The organism is Streptomyces sp. NPDC020747 (assembly GCF_044334695.1).
In the GTDB taxonomy this organism is placed as follows: Bacteria; Actinomycetota; Actinomycetes; order Streptomycetales; family Streptomycetaceae; genus Streptomyces.
The window spans coordinates 60189-83062 of record NZ_JBIRTJ010000020.1; the positions used below are offsets into that span (position 1 = coordinate 60189).

At 69.6% G+C, this 22874-nt stretch carries 11 protein-coding genes and 1 pseudogene; 7 read left to right on the forward strand and 5 right to left on the reverse strand.

Annotated features, from left to right (window positions below):
* Positions 1-27 precede the first annotated feature (27 nt).
* Positions 28-1593 (forward strand): amino acid adenylation domain-containing protein, encoded by a 1566-nt coding sequence (locus ACH4YP_RS40440; RefSeq protein ID WP_398496110.1) that lies wholly within the window; start codon positions 28-30, stop codon positions 1591-1593.
* On the opposite strand, the gene ACH4YP_RS40445 is transcribed toward ACH4YP_RS40440, so the two are convergent.
* A complete protein-coding gene (locus tag ACH4YP_RS40445; protein ID WP_361062521.1) occupies positions 1569-2405 on the reverse strand; it encodes a putative nonproteinogenic amino acid hydroxylase in 837 nt (278 codons plus the stop codon). The genes ACH4YP_RS40440 and ACH4YP_RS40445 overlap by 25 nt on opposite strands.
* 199 nt (positions 2406-2604) lie before the next feature.
* Here ACH4YP_RS40445 and ACH4YP_RS40450 point away from each other — a divergent pair, with 199 nt between their 5' ends.
* The 5 genes and pseudogenes from ACH4YP_RS40450 (at position 2605) to gntD (ending at position 13140) form a co-directional block, all read left to right on the forward strand.
* A complete protein-coding gene (locus tag ACH4YP_RS40450) occupies positions 2605-9687 on the forward strand; it encodes an amino acid adenylation domain-containing protein (RefSeq protein WP_398496112.1) in 7083 nt (2360 codons plus the stop codon).
* Entirely contained in the window at positions 9677-9859 is a 183-nt protein-coding gene (locus ACH4YP_RS40455; RefSeq protein WP_398496113.1) for a hypothetical protein, read from the forward strand. The genes ACH4YP_RS40450 and ACH4YP_RS40455 overlap by 11 nt, the downstream gene beginning before the upstream one ends.
* Complete coding sequence (locus tag ACH4YP_RS40460; protein ID WP_398496115.1) at positions 9852-11468, forward strand: condensation domain-containing protein; 1617 nt, start codon at positions 9852-9854, stop codon at positions 11466-11468. The genes ACH4YP_RS40455 and ACH4YP_RS40460 overlap by 8 nt, the downstream gene beginning before the upstream one ends.
* A gap of 361 nt (positions 11469-11829) precedes the next feature.
* Positions 11830-11937 (forward strand): annotated as a pseudogene (locus ACH4YP_RS40465) (IS110 family transposase); the annotation flags it as partial.
* A gap of 165 nt (positions 11938-12102) precedes the next feature.
* Complete coding sequence (gntD, locus tag ACH4YP_RS40470; protein WP_398496117.1) at positions 12103-13140, forward strand: guanitoxin biosynthesis L-enduracididine beta-hydroxylase GntD; 1038 nt, start codon at positions 12103-12105, stop codon at positions 13138-13140.
* 425 nt (positions 13141-13565) lie between these two features.
* On the opposite strand, the gene ACH4YP_RS40475 is transcribed toward gntD, so the two are convergent.
* Positions 13566-16025, reverse strand: a complete 2460-nt coding sequence (locus ACH4YP_RS40475) for an amino acid adenylation domain-containing protein (protein WP_398496119.1) — start codon at positions 16023-16025, stop codon at positions 13566-13568.
* Positions 16026-16314: 289 nt separating this feature from the next.
* Positions 16315-17439, reverse strand: a complete 1125-nt coding sequence (gene rsgA, locus ACH4YP_RS40480; protein ID WP_398496121.1) for a ribosome small subunit-dependent GTPase A — start codon at positions 17437-17439, stop codon at positions 16315-16317.
* A gap of 452 nt (positions 17440-17891) precedes the next feature.
* On the opposite strand from rsgA, the gene ACH4YP_RS40485 reads away from it, so the two are divergent.
* Positions 17892-19175 carry a cation:proton antiporter gene (locus tag ACH4YP_RS40485; RefSeq protein WP_398496123.1) on the forward strand — a complete coding sequence of 428 codons (1284 nt, stop codon included), beginning with the start codon at positions 17892-17894 and terminating at the stop codon, positions 19173-19175.
* A 74-nt stretch (positions 19176-19249) separates the two neighbouring features.
* Here ACH4YP_RS40485 and ACH4YP_RS40490 read toward each other — a convergent pair whose 3' ends face one another.
* The gene (locus tag ACH4YP_RS40490; protein WP_361072504.1) at positions 19250-21004 is read right to left on the reverse strand and encodes an NAD(P)/FAD-dependent oxidoreductase; all 1755 of its coding nucleotides are present in this window, start codon (positions 21002-21004) and stop codon (positions 19250-19252) included.
* Positions 21001-22815 carry an amino acid adenylation domain-containing protein gene (locus ACH4YP_RS40495; protein WP_398496125.1) on the reverse strand — a complete coding sequence of 605 codons (1815 nt, stop codon included), beginning with the start codon at positions 22813-22815 and terminating at the stop codon, positions 21001-21003. The genes ACH4YP_RS40490 and ACH4YP_RS40495 overlap by 4 nt, the downstream gene beginning before the upstream one ends.
* Positions 22816-22874 lie beyond the last annotated feature (59 nt).

The window sequence follows — 22874 nt, forward strand, 5'->3', positions numbered from 1 at the left end:
TCGCGTCCCCCGGGACACGCCGGGCCGGTGGTGGACACCGGCGTGTCCACGGTCCTGGAGCTGATCGACCACGAGGTGGCCTCGCACCCGCGGACCCCCGCGGTGCGCGAGGCGGGCCGGGAGGTGACGTACGCGGAACTCGACCGTCTGGCGGACACCGTCGCGGGCCGCCTCGTACGGGAATTCGGCATCGTTCGGGGTGACGTGGTGCTCATCGCCGCGCGGGCGGGAGTCGACTTCACCGCCGCGGTGCTGGGCACGCTGCGGGCCGGGGCCGCGTATCTGCCGGTGGACACGACGTACCCGTCCGAACGCATCGAGCAGATCCTGCGGGCGAGCAGCGCGAGACTGCTGATCCTGGCCGATCCCGAAGCGCTGGACTCCGTCGCACCGCGGACACGGTCGACCGGTCTGGCGAATCTGGTGGCCGCGGATCCGGCGGACGACTCGGCCCCGGCAGCCATCCGTCGTCCGCCCGTGCCGGAGGATCCGGCCTACGTCATCTTCTCCTCCGGCTCCACCGGTGTCCCGAAGGGAATCGTCCAGACGCACCGTTGCCTGGCCAACTTCATCTCCTGGCAGGTGGACGGCTCCGGGCTGGGGCGCGGGCGGAGGGTTCTCCAGGTGGCTCCCCTCACCTTCGACGTCTCCGTCCAGGAGATGTTCTACGCCCTCGCCTCGGGCGGGTGCCTGTACGTGCCGGAACCTCATGTGCGGCGCGATCCGAGAGATCTGATCGACTTCGTCGTCGAGAAACGCATCGAGGTGGTGGACTTCCCGCAGTCCCTCGTCGACGTGGTGATGGCGCTGCCGACGAACTTCGAGCACGCTCCGGACCTGCGCCACATCATCAGCGCGGGCGAGACGGTCCGGGTGACGGAGTCCCTGGAGCGGCTGCTGACGCGCCGGCCGGAGATCACGCTGCACAACCACTACGGACCGGCCGAGAACCACATGGTGGCCAGCCACTCGATGAGTGGCGCGGCCGGCAACCTGGAACCGAGGCCACCGGTCGGCTCGCTGGTCTGGAACACCTACGTCTACCTGCTGGACGAGAAGGACGTGCCAGTGCCCGACGGGAAGGTGGGGGAGATCTACATCGGCGGCGTGGGGGTGGCGCTGGGTTACACCGATCCCGCCCTGAGCAGCACCGCGTTCGTGCCCGATCCGTTCCGACCGGGCGCCCGGCTCTACCGCACCCGGGACCGGGGGGTGTGGCGGGCCGACGACACTCTCCAGTTGCTGGGCCGGATGGACGACCTGATCAAGATCCGGGGCAATGCCGTGGAACCCCGGGAGGTGGAGGCGCGGCTCACGGACTTCCCGGGTGTCCGGGACGCCGCGGCGTTCCCGGTGGTGCGGGCCGACGGGGCGGTGGAGCTGCACGTGGCTCTCACCGGTGACCCGCCGTCGGCCCCGGAACTGCGCCGGGCGCTGCTCGCGGTCCTGCCCGACTACATGGTGCCGGTGCGCTGGTGGCTCACGGAGGGGCTACCTGTCTCACCCAACGGCAAGCTGGATCGCAAGGCCCTGCCCGGCCACGGGGCTCAGCCCCTGTCCCTCGTGCCTCACCAATCGAACGCCTCGCGGTAGCCCCGCTTCTCGATGCAGTACGTACGGAACGCCCTGGCCTTGTCGACCATCGCGTCGTCCCCGGTGCGCACGGCGGCCTCGATGAACCAGTCGAACGCCGCCGTCGCACCGGCTTGCCGGTCGAAGTGGACCGCTGCGAATCGCCGGAAGGCGGCGCGCATGGTGGAGGTGTTCAGGTCGGCCAGGGAGGACAGCAGCTCCTCCAGCTCGGCGTCCGGGACTGGAGGACGCGAAACAATACGGACAGGCAGCTCCGCCGGAATGGAATTCTTGACCTGAATTGGTTCGTCGGCGCCAGCGAAATCAAGACAGAGGGAAAGCCTGGCCAATGGAGAGACACTGCGGGCGGAGTGCGGAACAGTCGTGTGGATTTTCCAGACCTCGCCACGCCGGAGGTGATAGACGATGTCGTTCTCAGAGTGCAGGGAACCTTCGTCCGTCCGCAGTGGAATCTGAAGTCGCGTACCCGGCTCGGCGAACTCGAGGAAGTCGACGTGCGGAGCGAGAATTCCATCAATGAGGCCGAATATGCGTACCCACTGCAACCTTTCGAGAGGGAAGTTGGCGGTGACCATCGACATGATCCTGGGAAGCTTCCTGCCCAGCTCAGTCAGGGTGAGCTGCCCCTCGTAGGGCCGGAAGGACGTGTCCTCGTCGTTCCCCCCGGAATTGGCAAGAACATGCGCCGACCAGGACCCGAAGGTAAACGCGTCGTACTCGCCTCCAGCATCGCGCGAATCGACGATCGAAAGCTCTTCGTCAAAGCCGTACGAGTCGATCGGAAGCGTGGCGATCCTTTGCGATTCAAGCATGCAAGATCCCGTCGGTTGGTGATTGAAGCTTGACACCGGGCGCCGATGATCAGAAATCGTAACGGCTTGAGGAAGGAAGGGCAATGATCGGCTGCGGGCATCCGCCTTGATGATTGACAAGATCTATTTCTCTTGCGCAGGATCTTACGGTGCCGTCATGTTCGTCAGAATCATGGAAGGTATTGGGTGAGCGTGAGAAATGCTGAGTGACAATGCCCTGAGTGAATCCTGGATCGCCCGGTTGGCAGCCGGCCACGGAGTGCCCTTCCTTGATGTCGTGTCCCCGGCCGGAAGCACGCCGGAATGCGTTCTGGAGCCCGCGGTCACCGAGCGACTGGACGCCCTGACGGGCGGCGACACGACCGGACTGCTGCTGCTGACCGTCGCAGCGGCGCGACTCGCGCTGGCCACTCTCGACGACGAGGCCCAGCACGTGCTTCTGGTGCCCGCGCCCACCCCGTCGTCCCGGCTGAACGAGGGGACAGAGCCGGACGCGGCGCCACGGGAACTGGCGCTCTGCGCACCCCTCGACCAGGAGGCACCGGCCTCCGCCTTCCTGACGACGCTGCACGCCGAACTCGAATCCGCCCTGCCCCTCGCGTGGCACGACCGGGAGGCGGTCGCCTCGCGACTGCGACTCGCCGGGGTGCCCGCGGGCCACGCCCTCGCCCGGCTCGGTGTCGTGTGCGAGGAAGCGGGCGGCAAGCTGCTGCAGCCGGTCGACCTGTGCCTGATCCTGCGACGGGCCGACGGCCGGCTGACCCTGACCGCCGAGGCGGCCGGACAGATGCCGGTGGCCGCGGCAGCCCTGATCCACTGCACGGCGTCGGCCCTCGCGGGGATCGCACGCTCCCCTCGCCGGTCAGTCGCCGACATCGACGTCCTCAGTCCCGCACAGCGCTCCGAGCTGGAGCGGTGGTCGGGCCTGCCCGTCATGGCGGACTTCCCCGACGCGACCCTCACCGGCATCGTCGACGATGCCGCGGCCCGCGTTCCGGACCGCGAGGCGGTGTCGGACGGCACCGTGGTGTGGACCCACCGGGAGCTGGCTCTGCGCTCTTCGCGCGCCGCCCGGTCGCTAGCCCTCGACCACGGAGTGAAGCCGGGCGACCGGGTCGCACTGCTCCTGCCCAAGAGCCCGGAACTGGTGCTGTCGGTTCTGGCCGTGCTTCGGGCGGGCGCCTCGTTCGTCCCCCTCGACCCCTCCCATCCCCCGGCACGCATCGCCCGTCAGCTGCGCCTCAGCGGGGCGGTGTGCGCCATCTCCGCACAGGACGCACTGCCCGGTGAAGCGGATATTCCGGTGGTGCCCCCGCAGGCACTGGCCACCACCTCCGCCACCGCCGACACCTGGGCGGCGGCGGAGGTGAGCCCCGACGACGAAGCCATCCTCTTCTTCACCTCCGGATCGACCGGACTCCCCCGCCCTGTGCCCCTCACCCACCGTCAACTCGCCCACAAGACCACCGCCTCCGGACGGCTCGTCGGCTTCGACGAGGAGAGCCGGTGCGCCCTGCTCTCGGCCATCACCTCCGACGCCCTGACGTACCAGATCTTCACCACGCTCGCGGCGGGCGGCTGCGTGATCCCCATGGAATCCCCCCAGGCGCTCTCCCCCGCGGAGTTCTGGTCGTTCACGCGCCGCCTCCGCGTGAACGTCCTCAACTGCGTTCCCTCCCTGCTCGCCGTCATGGTCGAAGGACTGCCCGCGGGAGCCACCGAAGAAGTCCGCATCTGTCTGCTGGGCGGCGACGAGATCCCGGCCGGGCTCCTGCCCCGGCTGACGGGCCGACTGCGCGTGGGCACCTTCGCCAACCTGTACGGGCCCACCGAGGCCACCATCGAGGCGACCACCTTCACCTGCCGGGGATCCGACTTCCCCGAACTCACCACCGTCCCGGTCGGCAGGCCCTCCGCCGGCTTCGGCGTGGTCGTCCTCACCCCCCATGGAGACCACGCGCCGCCCGGCGTACCCGGTGAGATCCATGTACTGGGCCCCGGCGTGGCCCGCGGATACCTCGACGGCGAGCCCACGGGCCCGGGCCGGTTCTGCGAGCTCCCTGCGCACCCCGGCGTCCGGGCCTTCCGGACCGGCGACTTCGGCCGCTGGAACGACCAGGGGGAACTGGTCTTCCTCGGCCGTCGGGACAACCAGATCCAGATCCACGGCAACAGGATCGAACTCGGCGAAGTGGAGGCGTCCCTCAGCTCCGTTCCGGGCGTCCTCGCCGCCACAGTCCTCCCGCTCACCACCTCTTCGGGACCGCCCGCCCTCGCGGCCGTCTACACCTCGGACCAAGAACTCGAACCGGCTGACGTGCGCGACCAGTTGGCCCTTCAGCTTCCGGGCTACATGGTCCCCGGCCGGATCCTGCGCCTCGACGACCTGCCCGTCACCCTGCACGGCAAGATCGACCGCGCGGCCATCCTGGCGCACGTGGCCCGCCTGGACGGACAGGTCTGGCAGCCGACCGACGAAGCCGACCGTGCCGTCGCCCGGATCTGGGCCGACGTGCTCGGCGCCCCGCCGCGCGCCGGAGACGAGGACCTCTTCGCGGCGGGCGGCCACAGCCTCACTGCCGCCGTGCTCGCGGGCAGGCTCGGTGAGGCCTGCGGAGGCGGCGTGATCACCGTCCGCGGGGTGTTCACGGCCCGCACGCCCGTGGGGCTCGGCGCGCTTCTGCGCCACGCCGCGGCCGACGGACGTCCTGACCCCACGACCCGGACGCCGTGGCCCGAGCCCCCCGGCCCCGTCCCGGCGAGCAACGCCCAGCGCCGGATGTGGTTCCTCGAACAGTACGAGGAAGGGGAGCTGCGCCCGTACAACATGGTGGAAGCCTTCCGGCTGCCCGGCTCCCACGAGGCGGCCGACGTGTCGGCCGCGCTGGAGCAGACGGTGCGCAGGCACCAGGCCCTGCGCACCGTGTTCCGCGCCGAGCCCGACGGCCTGCAGCAGATCGTGCTGGTGCCCGAGCAGGCCCGGCCCGAGCTGCGGGTCCACCGCTGCGGAGCCGGGGACGCGGCCGGGCTGCTGCGCCGGATCGCCGGTGCGGAGCAGCGCCACCTGTTCGATCCGGCCGCGGGTCCGCTGCTGCGTGCCCACTGGCTCGTCGAGGACGGGAGCAGCGGCGGCACGCTCCTCCTGTCCGTCCACCACAGCATCTGCGACGGCTGGTCGTTCGCGGTGATCCTGCGTGATCTCCTGCGGTTCCTGAAAGGCGCGGAGCAGGTACCGGACCCTACGCAGTACGGCGCGTACGCACTCGGGCAGCACAACAGCCGGGACGACGCGGAGAGTTACGAGTTCTGGCGGCGCACCCTGGACGGCGCACCGAACGTGGACCTGCCGCTCGACCGCCGCCGACCGGTGGAGCGCAGTTCGGCGGCGGGTACGGTCCGGCTGACGGTCGGGGAACGGACGACCCGGTCGGTACAGGAACTGTGCAGACAGCTCGGCACCACCTCGTTCACGGCGATGGTGGCCGCCGTGCGTGTCCTGCTGCTGCGCTGGAGCAGGGCCGACGACATCGTGCTGGGAACGGTCGTTTCGGGGCGCGACAATCCCGAACTGGCCGACTCGGTGGGGCTGTTCGTCAACACGGTGGCGCTGCGCACCCCGGTGGACCCCGAGCGCGGTTTCGCGGATCTGGTGACGGCGGTGGCGGCGCATGCGCGGGAGGTCCGCGCCCATGAGGAGTACCCGTTCGAGAACCTCGTGGAGTCAATGGGGATCGAACGGGTCACGGGACGCAATCCGCTCTTCGACGTGCTGGTCGAGGCCGCCGTCTCGGGCACGGACCCACTGGGCACCGAGGAGGGCTCGGCGGCCGATCACATCCAACTGGACGCCGGCGCGGAAGGGTTCGACCTCGCCTTCAGCTTCACCGAGCCCGGCCCGGCCCGGCCGATCGAGGTGGCGATCACCTACCGCGAGGACGTACTTGACGCAGACACCGTGCACCGCGTCGCCGGGCAGCTGGTCCACGTCCTGACCGCGTTGTCGGACGCCCCCTCGGTCCCCGTCGGTACAGTCCCCCTGCTGCCCCCGGAACAACGCGACGCACTCATCGTGGCGGGTACCGGGGAGAGCCGCCCTGCCTCGCTCACGGCGGGCACCCTGCTCGACCTCGTACGCACACAGGTACGGCGTACGCCCGAGGGGCGGGCCGTCGTCTGCGGCGACCGCGTCCTGACCTACGCCGAACTGGACCGCAGGGCCGATGTCCTCGCCGCCCGGATCGCCGCGGCGGCGCCGACCGGCCCCGACCGTGTGGTCGCGGTGCTGTGCGACCGTTCCGAATGGATGCCGGTCGCGCTGCTCGCCGTCCTCAAGACCGGTTCGGCTTTCCTTCCCCTCGATCCGCAGCAGTCGACGGTCCGGCTGGCGACCATACTCGGCGACAGCGGCGCGATCGCCGCTGTGACGACATCACAGTTCACGCGGGTGGCGGCCGACGCAGGTCTTCCCACGGTGAGCATCGCCGACCCGCCCGGGGTGGATCCGGTCCGGGACGAGCCACAAGAACTCCGGTCGGCCCGCCCCGCCGATCTCGCGTACGTCGTCTACACCTCGGGGTCCACCGGAGCGCCCAAGGGCGTCATGGTGGAGCACCGCGGCATCGTCAACTCCGTCCGGTTCCGCATCGACTACTACGGACTCGACGCCGACGGGGCAGTTCTCCAGGTCGACCCGATCCATGCCGACGCGGGTATCGCCGACGTGTTCAGCGCGCTCGGGTCGGGTGCGCCCATGGTGATCGTCACCCGGGACCAGCTGCTCACGCCGGAGGAGGTGGCCGCGGTCATGCGGCAGCACCCGATCCGTCACGTGCTGCTCGTACCGAGCCTCTACCAGATGCTGCTCGACGAGGTCGGACCGGCATTCCGCGGGGTACGCGAGATCGTGCTCGGCGGAGAGCGGGTCACCAGGACGCTCGCCGCCCGCCACACCGAACTCCTTCCCGGTGTGCAGCTGTTCAACGAGTACGGCCCCGCCGAGGACAGTGTCGTGACCACGGTGGAGCCGGTGGGCCCGACGGAACCCACGGGCACGCCTGGTACTCGGGCCCGGACGGCTTCCGGCGACGCCTCGATCGGTCGCCCGCTGCCCGACAAGTGGGTGGACCTGCTCGACGAGAGGGGTGAACTGGTGCCCCTGGGGGCACCGGGCGAACTATGCATCGGCGGGGCCGGCCTGGCCCGCGGCTACCTCGGCGACGCGGAGCTGACCGCCGCCCGCTTCGTCCCCAGCCGGGTGCGCCCGGGAGAGCGGACGTACCGCACGGGCGACCTGGCCCGCTGGCTGCCCGACGGGCGCCTGGAGTACTTGGGCCGGACCGACGACCAGCTCAAGATCCGGGGCAACCGGGTCGAGCCGAACGAGGTGGCCGCGGCGCTCGCCGAGGCCCCGGGCCTGCGCAACGCCGCCGTGGTTCCCGTGCCCGGCCCTGACGGAGAGCCGCGGCTGGTCGCCTACGTGGTCGGGGAGCCGGACCCGGTGGTGCTCCGACAGCACCTCGCGGGGCGGCTGCCCGCCTACATGATGCCCGCCGCCTTCGTGCACCTGCCCGCCCTTCCCGTGGCCGCGGGTGGCAAACTCGACCGCCGGGCGCTTCCCCCACCCGACGAGGCCCTGTCCGATGGGGACTCCCCCGCTCCCGCCCGGCCGTTCACGGAAGCCGAACGGCACGTCGCGGACGTGTGGGCGCAGGTCCTGGAGCGTCCCGTCACGACCCCGGACGCGAACCTGTTCGAGCTGGGCGGCCACAGCCTGGCCGCCGCGCGCATCGCACACGCCCTGCGGGTCCAGGTGCGCACTGTCTTCACCTTCCAGACCGTGAGCACGCTCACCGCGGCCCTGGCCGGGCAGTCGACCGAGGCAGGCGCGGGGCAACGCCCGGCTGCGGACGGGCCCTCGGTGAGCGGATTCCTGCCGCTGTCCCGGGCGCAGCACCGTGTCTGGCTGACCTCGCGGTGGGCAGGCTCGGACACCTTCATCATCTCCGACCTCGTACGCCTGGGCCGCCGGCTCGATGCCGACGTGCTCCGCCGCGCCCTCGATGCTGTCGTCGAGCGGCAGGACATGCTGCGTGCGCAGGTCCTGCCTCGGGGAGTGGAGGCGGAGCTGACCGTACTCGACCGGTTGCCGGCCGGTGCGCCGCTGGTCGTGGTGGATCTGCCCGGTGCGGACCCTTCGGGCCCGGAGGTCGCGGCCGCGCTGCACGACGCCCGGCGGGCCAGTTTCGCGCTGGCCCGGGCGCCGCTGTTCGAGGTGCGGCTGCTCGCGGGGCCTGACGGCGGCGATCTGCTCACCGTCACCGCGCACCACCTGATCTACGACGGCGCGAGCGTCGACGTACTGCTGCGCGACCTCTTCACCGCCTACGAGCAGGCCGTGGCCGGAGAACCGCCCTGGCTGCCCCGGCTCCCCTACACCTACCAGGAGTGGATTCGCGAAGAACAGGAGTGGCTGGCCGGACTGGAGGCGGAGCGCCAGGTGGAGTTCTGGCGGGAGCGGCTGCGCGGCGTCGTGGAGGGGCCCGCTCCCGTGGACCCGGCCCGACGCCGCAGCCGCCGGGGCCGGACCGGACTGGTCCGCAGAACCGTTCCCGCGTCCTTGCTCCAAAATGCCCCCGCAACCCCTTTCGCACAGGTGATGACAGCTTTCGCCATCACCATGCATCAGCGCACCCAAGCCGTGGACCTCGTCGTCGGCTTCGCCGCGGGGCTGCGGCACCGGCCCGAGGCCGATGCGCTGATCGGCTATCTGGTCAACGCGGTGCCCCTGCGGATCATGCTCGACGACGGGGCCACCGCAAGGGGCCTGCTCCCCCGGGTCCAGCGCGGGATCGTCGAGGCGTACGAACACTCCCAACTACCGTTCGACGTCCTCGCCGAGCGACTTGCCCTGCGCGCGGGACCGGGCCGCAGTCTGCTGCTCGACCTGGGCGTGAGCTGGGAGAACGCGGGACTTCGTCCCGAGAGCCAGGTGGTCGAGGACCTGCTGGTGCACGACCTGCCCGCCACCAGCGATCTGTGGCTCTACGCACGCGTCAAGGGCGAGGCGCTGCACCTCGACCTCACCTACGACGACAACCTGCTCGACGAGGCCGAGGCCGGTGCCTACGCCGATCACGTCGCCGACGTGCTGCGCTCCCTGACCACCGGTCAGGCCGCACCGACGTCCGGTGCCCCGTCACCGGCCGTGGCCACGATCCCGCCCACATCTCCGAACCCGTCCGCAGCCGGCACTGTTTGGAGCGACACACACTATGACTTCTGACGCCGTCCTCACACGGGCCGCGTACGTGCCCTCCGCAGCATCGGCCGGAGCGCCCTCGGGACCTTGTACGCCGGACAGTGCCGACAGGTTCGACACGGGCGACTTCTTCAAGGCCGACGCCCCGAGCGGTATCGCCGCCCTCCTGCGCGAGGGACGGGGCGACCGTGGCTGACCTCGATCCGCTGCAGCGCCTGTGCGCGCTGTTCGCCCACGCACTGGAGCTGGACCACGTCACCCCGGACACCGACTTCTTTCTCGCCGGCGGACACAGTTTGTCCGCCCTGGCCCTCGCCGTGGCGGTGGAGGATGCCTTCGGAGTACGGGTCCGCGTAAGGGACGTCTTCGACGCAGCCACGCCTGCGCTCCTCACGGCCCGGCTGACCGAAACCGCCCCCAGGGCCGCCGAACCTGCCGGTGCCGCGCGGCCCGTCCCGCGACAGCGGGCCTCCGCACCCCTGCCCGGTACCGAGGTCGCCGACGCGACCCGCTGGCTGTGGCTGGAGCGGCAACGCCGGGACGGCGACTCCGGCGCCTATACGGTGCCCTGCCTGATGGACGGCGACGGCCCCTTGGACGGCGAAAGGCTGGCGGGCGCCCTGGCCGCCCTGGCACGGCGCCACCGGGCGCTGCGGACGGTGTTCGTCGAGGCTCGGGGGGAGCCGCGGGCGGTGGTCACTGACCACGTCCCTCCCTTCGAGGTGGTCGACCTGCGTGCGCGCAACCTGGGCGGGGCCCAGTTCGACGCGTTGGTGGACGAGCGCGTCGCGATGCCGTTCGACCCGTCGACGGGCCCGCTGGCTCGGACCACCCTGTTCCTCCGTCCCGGCGGCCAGTGGTCGCTGCTGCTGGTCGCCGATCACCTCGTGTGCGACGGCCTCAGCTTGGAGATCCTCGCGGCCGAGGTCGTGCAGGCCTACGCCGACCTGGCATTCGACGACGCACAGCCGACGACCGGCGAACCGCGGGAAGAGCCGCCCGCGCACCGCACGACAGATCCACAGGCAGCCCTCGATCACTGGCGGCGGCTGCTCCTCCCGTCTCCGGCGCCGCTCCCGCTGCCCGTGCGGGGTCCGCGTACCGAACCGGTCGGCACCACCGGGACTGCGGTGGAGGAGATCGGTCCGGACGTGCTGCAACGACTGACGCACCTGGGCCGGCGGCACCACGCGGGACCGTTCGCGCCGCTGGCCGCCGCCGTGGCACGCACCCTGGCCGGGCTCACCGGCAGCACGGACATCTGTCTGGGCACGGCCGTGGACCAAAGGGCGCGACTCGGCGCCGAGGACGCGGTCGGCTTCCATGTCACGACGGTTCCGCTGCGGCTGGAGGTCCCGGAGCAGATGTCCGCGGAGGACCTCGTACGGCAGGTCGCGCAGCGCACGATGGACGCGGTGGACCACAGCGAGGTGGCCTTCGACGCGCTCGTGGCAGCCCTGGATCCACCGCGGTCCCCCGGACGCATGCCGTTCTTCGACGTCTGGGTGGCGCTGTACCCCCGCATCGACACCGGACCGCGCCCGCCGGGCGGCATCACCCTGAGCGGCGGGCCGATACCGATGCGCGTCGGCATGTTCGAGCTGTCCTTCCAGTTCGTGGAACACCCGCACGGGATGCGGCTGGTGCTTCAGTACGACGTCCTGCGCTATGCCGCCGACACCGCCGAGCGGATGGTCCATCGACTCGGCGAGGAGGTCACGCGCCTCCTGGACGACCCCGCGGAGCCCGCACCCGAGGCAGAGCCTGCGAACCGGACCTTCAGCGGCTTCCGCTTCGACGCCTGACAGTGATGATGTTCGTGGTGACGCCGCTGGTGGGTCCGCCCCTCCGCCTGACTGACGTTTCGACTGTCCTGTCTGGGATTTGTCCGCCCGCCGGGCGTCACCATGCACGCGGCCGGACGGGCGCTTGTGACTTCATGGATGGTGGCAGCGCCTACGGGGCCGAGCTCGCCCGTGTGCCGACCGCCGCCGGCGTCACCATCAGCACACGGGCGAGTTCGGCCCGACCGCAAGACCCGCCGGCTGAAGGGCAAGTCCGACCCGATCTCGAGCAGGTCGTCGGCCCGCAACGGGCGGCACTGATACGGACCCTGGCCCGGCTGAGGTCCGGCGACGACCTGTCCCGCCCACTGGCCGCCACCCGGGCGGCACCGCGCCGGCCGGAGTCGCACCGATTCCCGCGTCCTCCGGCCTCACCCACCACCTCGACCGAGGCGGTGACCGGGCCGCCGACAACGCCCTGCACACCATCGTGCTCGTCCGCACGCGCTGCCTGAAGGGATTCGTCGCCCGCAAGGTCTACCCCGCTCTGACCAGCACACCAACGGAACAAATCATGCAATCCAACCTCGCTCCCGCCGCTTGACGTCTACAGGAGCATCCCGGCCCTTCGCCCCTGCCCATGAGGAGATGAACCATGACGACGTCCACCCAGCCCCAGACCGGGACGGAGCTGCGGCTGACCGCGGCCGAGGCCCGGCAGGTGGCCGAGCTGACTCTGCGACTGTCCGAGCTGTACCCCGCGGCCGACGACGAACGGCTGCTCCAGGATCTGCCACTGCTCGCCGACGGGCTGCCCGGTCGGATACGGCGGTTCCTGCGCGCCTTCTCTCTGGACCAGGCCCACGGCTTCTGCGCGGTCAGCGGGCACGTCGTGGACGACGAGCGCATCGGATCCACCCCCGTGCACTGGAAGGACGAGAAGCGGATCCACCAAGAGCTGCCCGAGGAGATCCTGGTCCTCCTCTACAGTTCACTGCTCGGCGAGCCCTTCGGCTGGGCCACCCAGCAAGACGGGCACCTGGTCAACGACGTCTTTCCGATCCGCGAGTACGAGCACGAACTGCTCGGCACGGGCAGCAAGACGCCGCTGACCCTGCACACCGAGGACGCCTTCCACCCGTACCGCGCCGACTACATCGTCCTCTCCTCGCTGCGCAACCCGGACTCCGTCCCGGTGACCGTCGCGGAGGCCGATTTCTCGGTTCTCTCCGATGACGTGCTCGACGTCCTGTTCCAGAGCCGGTTCCGCATCGTTCCCGACAAGTCGCACCTGCCGGAGAACAACACGGTGCAGACCGACGAGGACCGGCTGGTCTTCGAGAACATCGCGCAACTCATCGACGGGCTCGGCCTCGTGCCCGTACTGACCGGCTCCCGGTCCCACCCGTTGCTGTGCTTCGACGCGACGCACATGTCGGCGCCGCAGGAGGACCCCGAGGCCGTACGGGCCTACGCAGCGGCGGAGCGACTGCTTCAGGCCGGCCTGACGGACTGTCCTCTGGAGGCGGGCAGTTGTGTCTTCATGAACAACCACGCGGTGGTGCACAGCCGTACCGCCTTTGAGGCACGCTACGACGGCACTGACCGCTGGCTGAAGCGGGTCAACGTCACCCACGACCTCCGCAAGTCGCGGGCCATGCGCCGCTCCGTCGGCTCCCGCCTGATTGGCTAGTCCCGTACTTCGTGGGTCGTTGATTCGGGTGGATCGGGTGTCCCGGTGGTGTCCGGGGTGGGGCCGCGGGTGGGGTAGCTGGGTGTGTCGATGACTTCCCGGTTCCCGCGGCCACGGTCCCAGAGCTCTCTCGCGGTCACCCCGTTGTTCGTGCAGCACAACCACCGCGTCGCTGCCCTCATCCAGGTGATCTGCCCAGCCCTGCTTCGTCTTCTGTCTGATCGAACGCCAGGTCGGACAAGCCCTGGGCCCCGAGGAGTCCAACTCCACCTTCTCGACCTCCTCGGCATCCAAGTCACCCAAACCCGCTAGCCAGAGACCTGAATCGGTGACCCGCGATGTACAGGGTTGGTCGGCAGCACCGGATCTCGTGGCGCACCCGGGGCGACGACGCCCCGGGTGCGCCAACCGGCGTCCAGGCGTGGCTACTCCGCGGCTTCCGGCTTGGCCTTCCGGACCAGTTCGGCGACCTCGCGGACGGTGGGCGTGAGGAAGAAATCGCCCAGGTCCACACTCACGCCCAGCCGCTTCTCCACGGCGTCGAGGACGGATATCGCGAGCAGGCTGTGCCCGCCCTCCTCGAAGAAGTCACCGTCGGGACCGATGGGGCCACAGGCGAGGACCTCCTCGAAGATGTCCCCGACCGTCGTCTCCAGCTCGTCGCCGCCCGGCGCCGCCTGCGAGGGTGCGGACGGCGAAGGGAACGGCGGTGACGGAGCCGTGGCCGTCTCGACGAGACGGGTCAGGGCCTTCCGGTCGATCTTGCCGCTCACCAGGCGGGGCAACTCGGCGATCAGTGTGATGGAGGTCGGAACCATCGCGGGCGGCAGTGTGGCAGCGGCCCGCGCCCGGATCTCCTCCACCGTGGTGTCCACCACGTTCAGCCAGGCCGCCAGCGCCGGAGCGCCATCAGGGCCGCTCACCACGGTCACCGCCGCCTGTAGGACCCCGGGCAACAGCGCCAGCACACTCTCCACTTCCCCTGGCTCCACCCGGTGCCCACGGATCTTCACCTGATCGTCGGCCCGCCCGGCGAACTCCAGCATTCCGTCCGGACGCCACCAGACGAGGTCCCCGGTGCGGTAACTCCGTGCGCCCGGTGCCTCGGCGTCGGCAACGAACGCCGCAGCGGTCAGCTCCGGCCGGTTGCGGTATCCGTTCGCCAGGCCGTGCCCAGCCAGCCTGAGCTCTCCGACGAAGCCGACCGGCAGAGCCCGGCCGTCGGCCCCCGTCACGGTGGCGACGGTGTTGCTGATGGGCCACCCGATCGGCACGCCGGGCCCGGCGTCAGGGCCGTGGTCGAACGCGGTCGCGCCGACCGAGCTCTCCGTCGGGCCGTACTCGTTGATCAGCCTGACTCCGGCCAGCAGTTCGTGGTGACGGCGCACCAGATCGGCCGACGTGGCCTCGCCGGCGACCGTGACGGCGCGGAGCGTGGCAGCGGCGCCCGCGAGCTCGTCCAGCAGGACCTGATAGAGGCTGGGAACAATCGTCAGATGGGTGATCCGGTGCTGTTCCACCAGCTCGGCCAGCTGGCGGGGCAGCAGCCTGTGCGTGTCCGCCAGCACGAGGCGGCCGCCGGAGGCCAGAACCGGGAAGAGGTCGGCCACCGAGCTGTCGAAGGCCAGAGACGGCAGTTGCAGCAACCTCGTGTCGAGACCCAGCTCGTGGTTGCCCAGCTTCCAGTGCACGTAGCTCGCGATGGCGCGGTGCCGTATCTCCACGCCCTTGGGCCTGCCGGTCGACCCCGAGGTGTACACCACGTACGCCAGGTCGTCCGGTAGCGGCCTGGACCGGTGAGGTTCAGGGTCGCCCGTGTCGACGTCGCCCGCGTCGTGGCCGACCGCGGACTGGAAGTCGATCACCGGAGTGGTGAGCCCGGCGGGCAGTTCGGTGAGCATGTCGGGCGCGGCGAGAACGGCTCCGCACTCGGCGTCGTCGAGGATCTCGGCCAGCCTCGCGGCCGGTGACCGGGGGTCGAGCGGTACATAGGCAGCACCCGCGAGCAGCGTGCCCGTGATCGCCGGAACGGCATGGATCGACTTGCCGGTGAACAGCGCCACCCGGTCTCCCCTGCCGATGCCCGACGCATGCAGCCGAGTCGCCACAGCCTCGGCCGCTCGCCAGAACTCGCGATACGTCAGCGTCTCGGCACCGGCAACGACCGCCGTGCGGTCCGGGTGCCTGCGGACTGCTTCCTCGATCGGCGCCGTCAACGTCGTGGTGACGCCGTCCGGTTCGAAGCCGTCCCGGCCGAACCCGGTCGTCGTCGCCACATCCTCCGGTCCGGCCGACAGCAGAGCCGCGACGGCACTCCGCGGATCGGTGAATCCGGCCAGCACGCCGACCACCGACCGCAGCAGGACCTCCAGGAACCATGCCTCGGTGAGCTCTGGGTCGGTCTCGGCCAAGAGCTCACGACCGCCGTCCGCGCCGGGCTCGGTCAGCGTCAGCTCGATGAAATTCCGCCGGGATGCGCCGGCGGCGAGGGGCCCGCCGACCCGGGCCGAACGGACCAGCACGGCGTCGGCGAGCGCCGCGTCCACGTCGTCCACCGCGGTCGCCGCCCGCAGCGTCGAGTCGACGGCCCGGACCAGATCGGCGACGGTGGTCTGCGCGGCAAGGCCGATCGAGGACAGCACCGGCCCGGCCGGACCGGACACGGCCACCACCGGCTCATCGGTATGCTCCGCCGAACCGACCACCACCGTCGTCGCCGCGGTGAGGCCGACCAACTCCTCCAGTGGCCGCCCCCCGGAGACCTTGGCCAGGCCATCGATGGCGGCCTCGGTCAGCGGAAGCCGGGCATGGACTCGCGAGGACTGCGCGGAACCCAGGCGCCGCCGGCGGATCGTGGTGGCAGGCACAGCAGAGTCAGACGTCATTAGCGCATTCCCTTGCTCGGGGGTCAATGAAGACAACTGCCCGCTGGCCCCGCGGCGTTCTCCACAACGTGTGAGCGGCAATCAGCTTCGAACACCACGTCGGGCGCGGGCGGCCGCACCCCTCACTGAGGTGGGACGCGAACACACCGCGCACCGCGTGAGGCCGTGGCCGAGCCACGCTCGGCAGGAACACCCACTGACACCACAGGATGCCTATGTACTTGTCGTGCCTGCGGCCGGGCGGACCGGGACTCCCCCGCCCGGCCGCCGACCCGGCCATCGCCTCGCGTCAGCCACGCTTCGCGATCATGTTGGCCATGCCCTCCTTGCCCTGCGTCTTCAGCGCCTTGAGCCGCTCCTGACGCAGGCGGGCGTCACTCCGCGAGGCCATCCACTGGTTCTCGCGGACCAGCTTGCGATAGCTGTCCAACCGGCGCTGCTGCAGCATGCCGTCCTCGATGGCTTCGATGACCGCACAGCCCGGTTCCGCGACATGCTCGCAGTCGCGGAACCGGCAGTCCTCGGCGAGTTCCTCGATCTCCGAGAACACCTGCTGCAGGCCCTCGGAGGCGTCATACATGCCCACCCCTCGGATACCGGGGGTGTCGATCAGCACACCGCCGCCCGGCAGTGGCATCAGCTCGCGGGTCGTCGTGGTGTGACGGCCCTTGCCGTCGCTCCTGGTCTGCTGGACCTCCATGGCGGAGCGGCCCAGCAGCGCGTTGGCGATGGTGGACTTGCCCGCGCCCGACTGCCCGACCAGGACGCTCGTCCCTGTCAGAACGGCCGCGAGGATGTCCATCCCTTCCCCGCTCGTGGCGCTGACAATCAGGACGTCCACCCCGGGCGCAGCCTGCTCGACCGTCTCGCGGACGGCGTCCGCGTCCTCCGCGAGATCGGACTTGGTGAGGATCATCAACGGCTGTGCTCCGCTCTCCCACGCGAGAGCGAGGAACCGCTCGATCCGGCCGAGGTCCGGCTCCGTGTCCAGGGACACGACGACCGCGATGGTGTCGACGTTGGCCGCGAGCACCTGGCCTTCGGAGCGCTGGGACGCACTGGAGCGGACCATGGCCGTTCGACGCGGCAGCAAGGCCTGGACGAACGTGCCGGCGGCGCCGACCGAGACAGCCGCCCAGTCACCCGTACAGGGCAGCCGCATCGGGTCGGGGTCCGCGACCGGACCGGTGTCGGCGTGCACGACGGTCACCCCGGAGTCGCCGTCGGCGATCACGACGTCGCAACGGCCCCGGTCGACCCGAATGACCCGGCCGGGCACGGTCGGGGCGTCGGTCACGGACCTGAAGTGGTCATCAAGTTCAGCGGACCACCCGTAGGCGTCCAACGGCCGCGGATAAATGGAATCGGCCGAAAACGATGAGTGACGCAACGCGATGAGCCCTTCGGGAGGCATTTCCGGCCGGGTGGACGCAAGTCGGGGTTGCACCGGCTGCTGGACAAGGGGACGGAGGTGTTGGGCTGCTCTCCGGGGCGCCGCTATGGCAGTGGCGACATGAGAGTCACCCCAGCCTCGGCCGACTCCGACGCACCAGGCATTGAACGCAATTGACGCTACGACAGCCCAGGGCGGCCCGCAATACCCTTCATTGGTGATCGGCTTGAAGTCCCCGATCAAGTAGGCCAGTTCGCCCTATCGGAGATCAATCTCGGCTAGAGTCGGCCCACCTCCCCCAGCTGCACACGCGTTGAGTTCCACTCCGCCGGGGGCAATCACCCATTTCAGTGCGGGCGCTACCCGATCTGGTGAAAATTCGTCGGGCGCCCCACCTACCGCACTCAACCAGACGTTTGCGGAACCGATCTCAGGGGGATTATGTGAGCCCGGACGAGACCATTACCCATCTCATGGGAGCTACCGCTGTCATCCTGGTGGCCGCCCATGGGGCGGGTATGCTGGCCCGGAAACTCGGACAACCTTCCATAGTCGGCCAATTGATAGCCGGTATCGCCCTTGGCCCCAGTCTGCTGTCCCAACTCCCGCCCGCCGTAGGCAACACACTGTTTCCGGCCGAGATCGCACCGATGCTGACGGGACTGGGACAGGTCTCACTCGTCCTCTTCCTGTACTTCGTCGGTTACGAGCTGGATCTGGGCCTGCTGCGCGGCCGGTCCCGGTCCACTCTGACGGTCGCGGCGGCGGCCTTCGCGGTGCCGATGATGATGGGCGCGGGCGCTGCTCTCCTCTTCCACGGGACGCTGGAGAATCTCGGCCTTCCACAGGACCTGTCGGCACGCTCGATCCTCTTCCTGGCCGTCTCACTGTCGATCACGGCCGTTCCGGTCCTGATCGTCGTGGTGCGGGAGAACGGCCTGGCCGCCACCGTGCCCGGCGTCATCGCCGTCTCGGCCGCCGGACTGATCGACGTAGTGGGTTGGGCCGTTCTGCTCGGCACCATCATGGACAGCGGCGAAGGGTCGGGAATATCACTTCCGGTGCGGCTGATCCTGCTGGTGGTGGCCGTCGTGGTGATGGCCTGGCCGGCACGCCTGCTGCTGCGCCGACTCATGCGGTCCCCCGGCGTCTCCTCCGCGGCCCGGCTGTCGGCACTGATCGGGTTCGCCTTCGCCGCCTCCTGGGTGACCAGCGCGCTCGGCCTGCACGTGATCTTCGGCGCGCTGCTCGCCGGGGTGGTCACGCCGCGCGAGCCGGACGGCACCCTCAGCCCGGACCTGGTGCGCTCACTGGACAGCATCGGGTCGCTGCTGCTGCCGTTCTTCTTCGTGGTCTCGGGCCGGAGCGTCTCCATCGGCACCCTGGACGGCACCGCGATATCCGTCCTGGTGGGCGTCACCGTGCTGGCGGTCGTCGCCAAGGTGGGGTCCGGCGCGCTGGCTGCCCGCATGTGCAAGTTGGACAACCGGACATCGATGACGATCGGGGTACTGCTGAGTACACGCGGGCTGACGGAGCTGATCGCCCTCAACGCCGGTTTCCAGGCAGGGCTGTTGAGCGGTCCGCTGTACACGGTGCTGGTCCTGATGGCGATCGCCACCACGTTGCTGACACAGCCGCTGCTGGTGCTGGTCCAGCGCATCTGGAAGCGAGAGGGCCCAGCCGACGGCCCCGGCCAGGGCCGTGCCCTCGGCGACTCCGGGCAGCCCGTGTCTGCTGGGCGCTCGCTGCCCTGACCCTGACGCGGCTCGTCCCGGGCAGTCGGACTGTCCGGGACGAGCAGCTCACATGTGGCGACAGGAGCGGGAGGCTAGCGCCCGACTGCCGAGGAGACGCGGTACAGGCCCCGCAGCTCCTCTTCCAGGGCCTTGACCTCGTCAAGCCGGGGCCGACTCTTTGGCGCGAACAGGCCGTCCTGCTCCCAGCGCTCCGGATCCAGGCTCATCGCCGAGACGTTGAGCCAGCCGCGGGAGCGGATCTCCTCCAGCCTCTCGGGCAGCGCGTCCTCAAGCGCGAGGTAGAAGATGACGTGAGCCAGCTCCTCGATGCGCTCCAGGCCGTCGCGCACGCTCGTGAGCACCGTGCCGAAGGCGGGTGTCTCGGAGCCGGGCAGGTTCTGGGCGAAGAGGCGGGCGAGCGTCGGCAGGTCGTCGTAGTAGTCGATGTAGTCGAATGCGAAGACCCCGCGGTAGCTGCGCGCCCAGTTCTGGAACAGGTTCATGATGGTGCCCTGGGTCGATACCGCGTGCGCGCCCAGGGAGCTGAGCGTCGTGCTCGCCGACTCGTCCAGGTAGGTCTTCCCGTAGAACTGCGGGTCGGAGAAGGACCACCCGACGTAGTAGTCCCAGATCGTCTTCAGCGACATGATCACGGCGTTGTCGTGGAAGACGTACGAGCCCTGGATGTTCATGGTGAGCCCCTCGGCCAGCGAGAGGAACCAGCGGTTGGCATACCGTACGAAGCCCTCGTCGAAGGACTCCGCCGAGTCCCGGCCGATCATCTCGGTCACGAAGCCGTTGGCGTAGCCGATCAGGTTGGACCCCACGGAGTAGTAGGGGTCGGCGAAGACCCCGGCGTCCCCGACGCACGCCCAGCGGTCGTGCGAAAAGACCTGCTGCGAGGAGTGGCTGTAGTTCTTCAGTACACGGAAGTCGAGGACCGGCAGGTCACGGATGGCGGGATCGAAGCCCGGGACGCGTTCGACCACGAAGTCGATGGCCTTCTCGATCCGGTTGAACTTCGTGACCGGGTGGAGGTCGTCGGACACGACGATGCCGACGCTGGTGTGGTCGGGGGCCAGCGGGATGGCCCACACCCAACCGCCCTCGAACATGAAGTGGTTGGTGGAGTGCCAGCGGGGTTCGTGGATGCGGTCGTGCCAGGCGGTGTGGTCGGCACCGACCACCTCGTCGGTGTCGAGTCGGCCTTCGAGCCGGAACCAGACCGAGTTGTGCGGCTTGGGGTACCGCTTGGTGAGGTCGAGCTTGCGCTGCAGCAGCCGGTGCCGACCGGTGGCGTCGATGACCCAGCGGCAGGTGACGGTGGTGGCCTCCTCCTCGCCTTCCTGGTCGGACTGGTAGGTCACCCGGTGCGCGGCGTCCTGCTCGCCGAGCTCGATGTCGAGGACCTTGACGCCCTGCGTCAGCTCGGCCCCGGTGCCCTCGACCACGACGCGCAGGTGCTCCTCCAGGGAACCGCGGTTGAGTTGGTAGGACTTGGCGGGGAGGAAGCGGTTGACGCCGAATTCGGCCTCCTCGTGGAGGCCGTCCGCGCCACCGTAGAAGTATCGGAGACCCAGCTTCTCCAGCTGCTCCTCTTCCAGGTAGTCGCGGATGCCGATGACCTCGGCTAAGTAGTGCGCCCCCACCTCGACCGTGGACTCGCCGACCTTGAACGCGGACAGGGGTATCGGTGAACGCTCGCGCTCGCAGACGAGGACGGAGAGCGACGGGTACTCGTCCTTGAGCTGCTTGGCCAGGCAGAGCCCGGCCAGTCCGCCGCCCGCGATGACCACGTCGTAGTCGACACCGGTGAACATGGAATCGGTACCGCGTTTCCCGCTCAAGATGTACCCGCCTTCTCGTTCCGTCGGTTCTCGATGATTCGGGCCAGACTCCGGATGGTCCGGTCCGTGTAGACAGCCGAGTTGTCCAGCTGAACTCCGAGCCGTTCCTCCACACCGGAGACGAGATCCATCACGCTGAGGGAGTCTCCGCCGAGGTCGAAGAAGTCGTCGTCCAGGGCAATGCGCAGGGGTGCGAACAGCTTCTGCCAGACCGCCAGGAGCACTGCCTCGGTCTCCGTCACCGGCTCCGGGCCGGAGCCGGCCTGGCCGGTGGCGCTCTCGTACAAGGCGGTCAGGGCCGCTTCGTCGACCTTGCCGTGGCCGGTGAGCGGCACGGCGTCGACCGGGATGATCGCTGACGGGACCATGTACCCCGGCAGGTTGTCCTGCGCCAGCGCGCGCAGCTGGTCCACGTCCCGGGCAGCGGGGCCCTGGACGAAGGCGATCAGGAGGGGCGTCTCGGAATCCGTTTCGCGACGCAAAAGGTGGACGTAGCCGACCGCGGCGTCCTTCGAGAGGATCTCGGCCACATGGCCCAACTCGACCCGGCGGCCCCGGATCTTCACCTGCTCGTCGCGGCGCTCGATGAACTGGAGATCACCATCCTCGCGCTGCCGGACGATGTCGCCGGTGCGGTAGACCCGCTTTCCCGCGGCCGGGGGCGAGAACGGGGTGAAGAACCTCTCCGCGGTCAGCTCCGGATCGCCCAGGTAGCCCCGGGCCAGCCCCGCCCCGGCCAGGTGCAGCTCGCCGGTTCCGCCCGGTTCCACGGGCGTGCCGTCCTCGTCCAGGACGAACGCCTCGGTGTTGTCGATGGGCTTGCCGATGAGCACGCTCGCATCGGTGGCTGCGAGCGGGTGGACGGTGGAGCAGACAGCGTTCTCGGAGGGGCCGTATTCATTGAACAGCTGCACCGCCGGGAGACGCTGGAAATGCTCCTGGGTCAGACTCGACGTGAACCACTCACCGGCGATGGTGACGCTGCGCAGGGATTTCGCCCGCTGGGCGTCCATTCCGCCGAGAAGGCGCTTGTACAGCGCGGGAGTGATCAGAAAGTGGGTAACACTCCGCTGCTCCATCAGGCCGGTCAGATAACGCCGGTCAGTGATGCGGTCCCGGCGGGGCAGGAGCAGTCGTGCACCGGACGTGAGGGCGCAGAAAGTGTCCGCTACGGAGCTGTCGAACGACGGTCGCGGAATTGCCAGCGTCACGTCTTCCGGACCGAATCCGTAATAGGAATTGCGCCACGTCACCGTGTTGACGATGGCACGGTGCTCGACGGCTATGCCCTTGGGCGTCCCGGTCGTTCCCGATGTGTACATCACGTATGCGAGGTCGGACGGCGTCGCCGCCGGCTCGGGGTCGGAGTCCGGGGTGTCGAGTGAGGCACCCATGACGTCCAGCACGAAGAGTTCTCCGTCGAAGAACATCGCGCCCGCCGCCGACGAGGACTCGATCACCATGGCCCTCGGCGCCACGTTCTCGACGATCCGCTGCGTCACACCCGGCGGGTTGTCGGGGTCCAGGGGGACATAGGCGCCGCCGGCCTTGATGACGGCCAGCACGGCAATGACCACATCCGGCGGGTGCCGAACCAGGATCACCACCCGATCGTCGGGACGGACTCCGCCGGCGTCCCGCAGGTGATGCGCCAGCATATTGGCACGGCGATTGAGTTCGCCGTAGCTCATGCATTCGCCTTCGAATTCCAGGGCGATGCTCCCCGGAACCTTTCGGGCGCACTCCTCAAAAAGGAACTTCAGGGTACTCGAATCGTCATTACTCATCGACAAATGTTCCCCCTGCGGCATTATCCTAACTTCTCGACTCGGGTAGCCTAGCCGCCACCGATCGGGTGATCAAGGGGGCT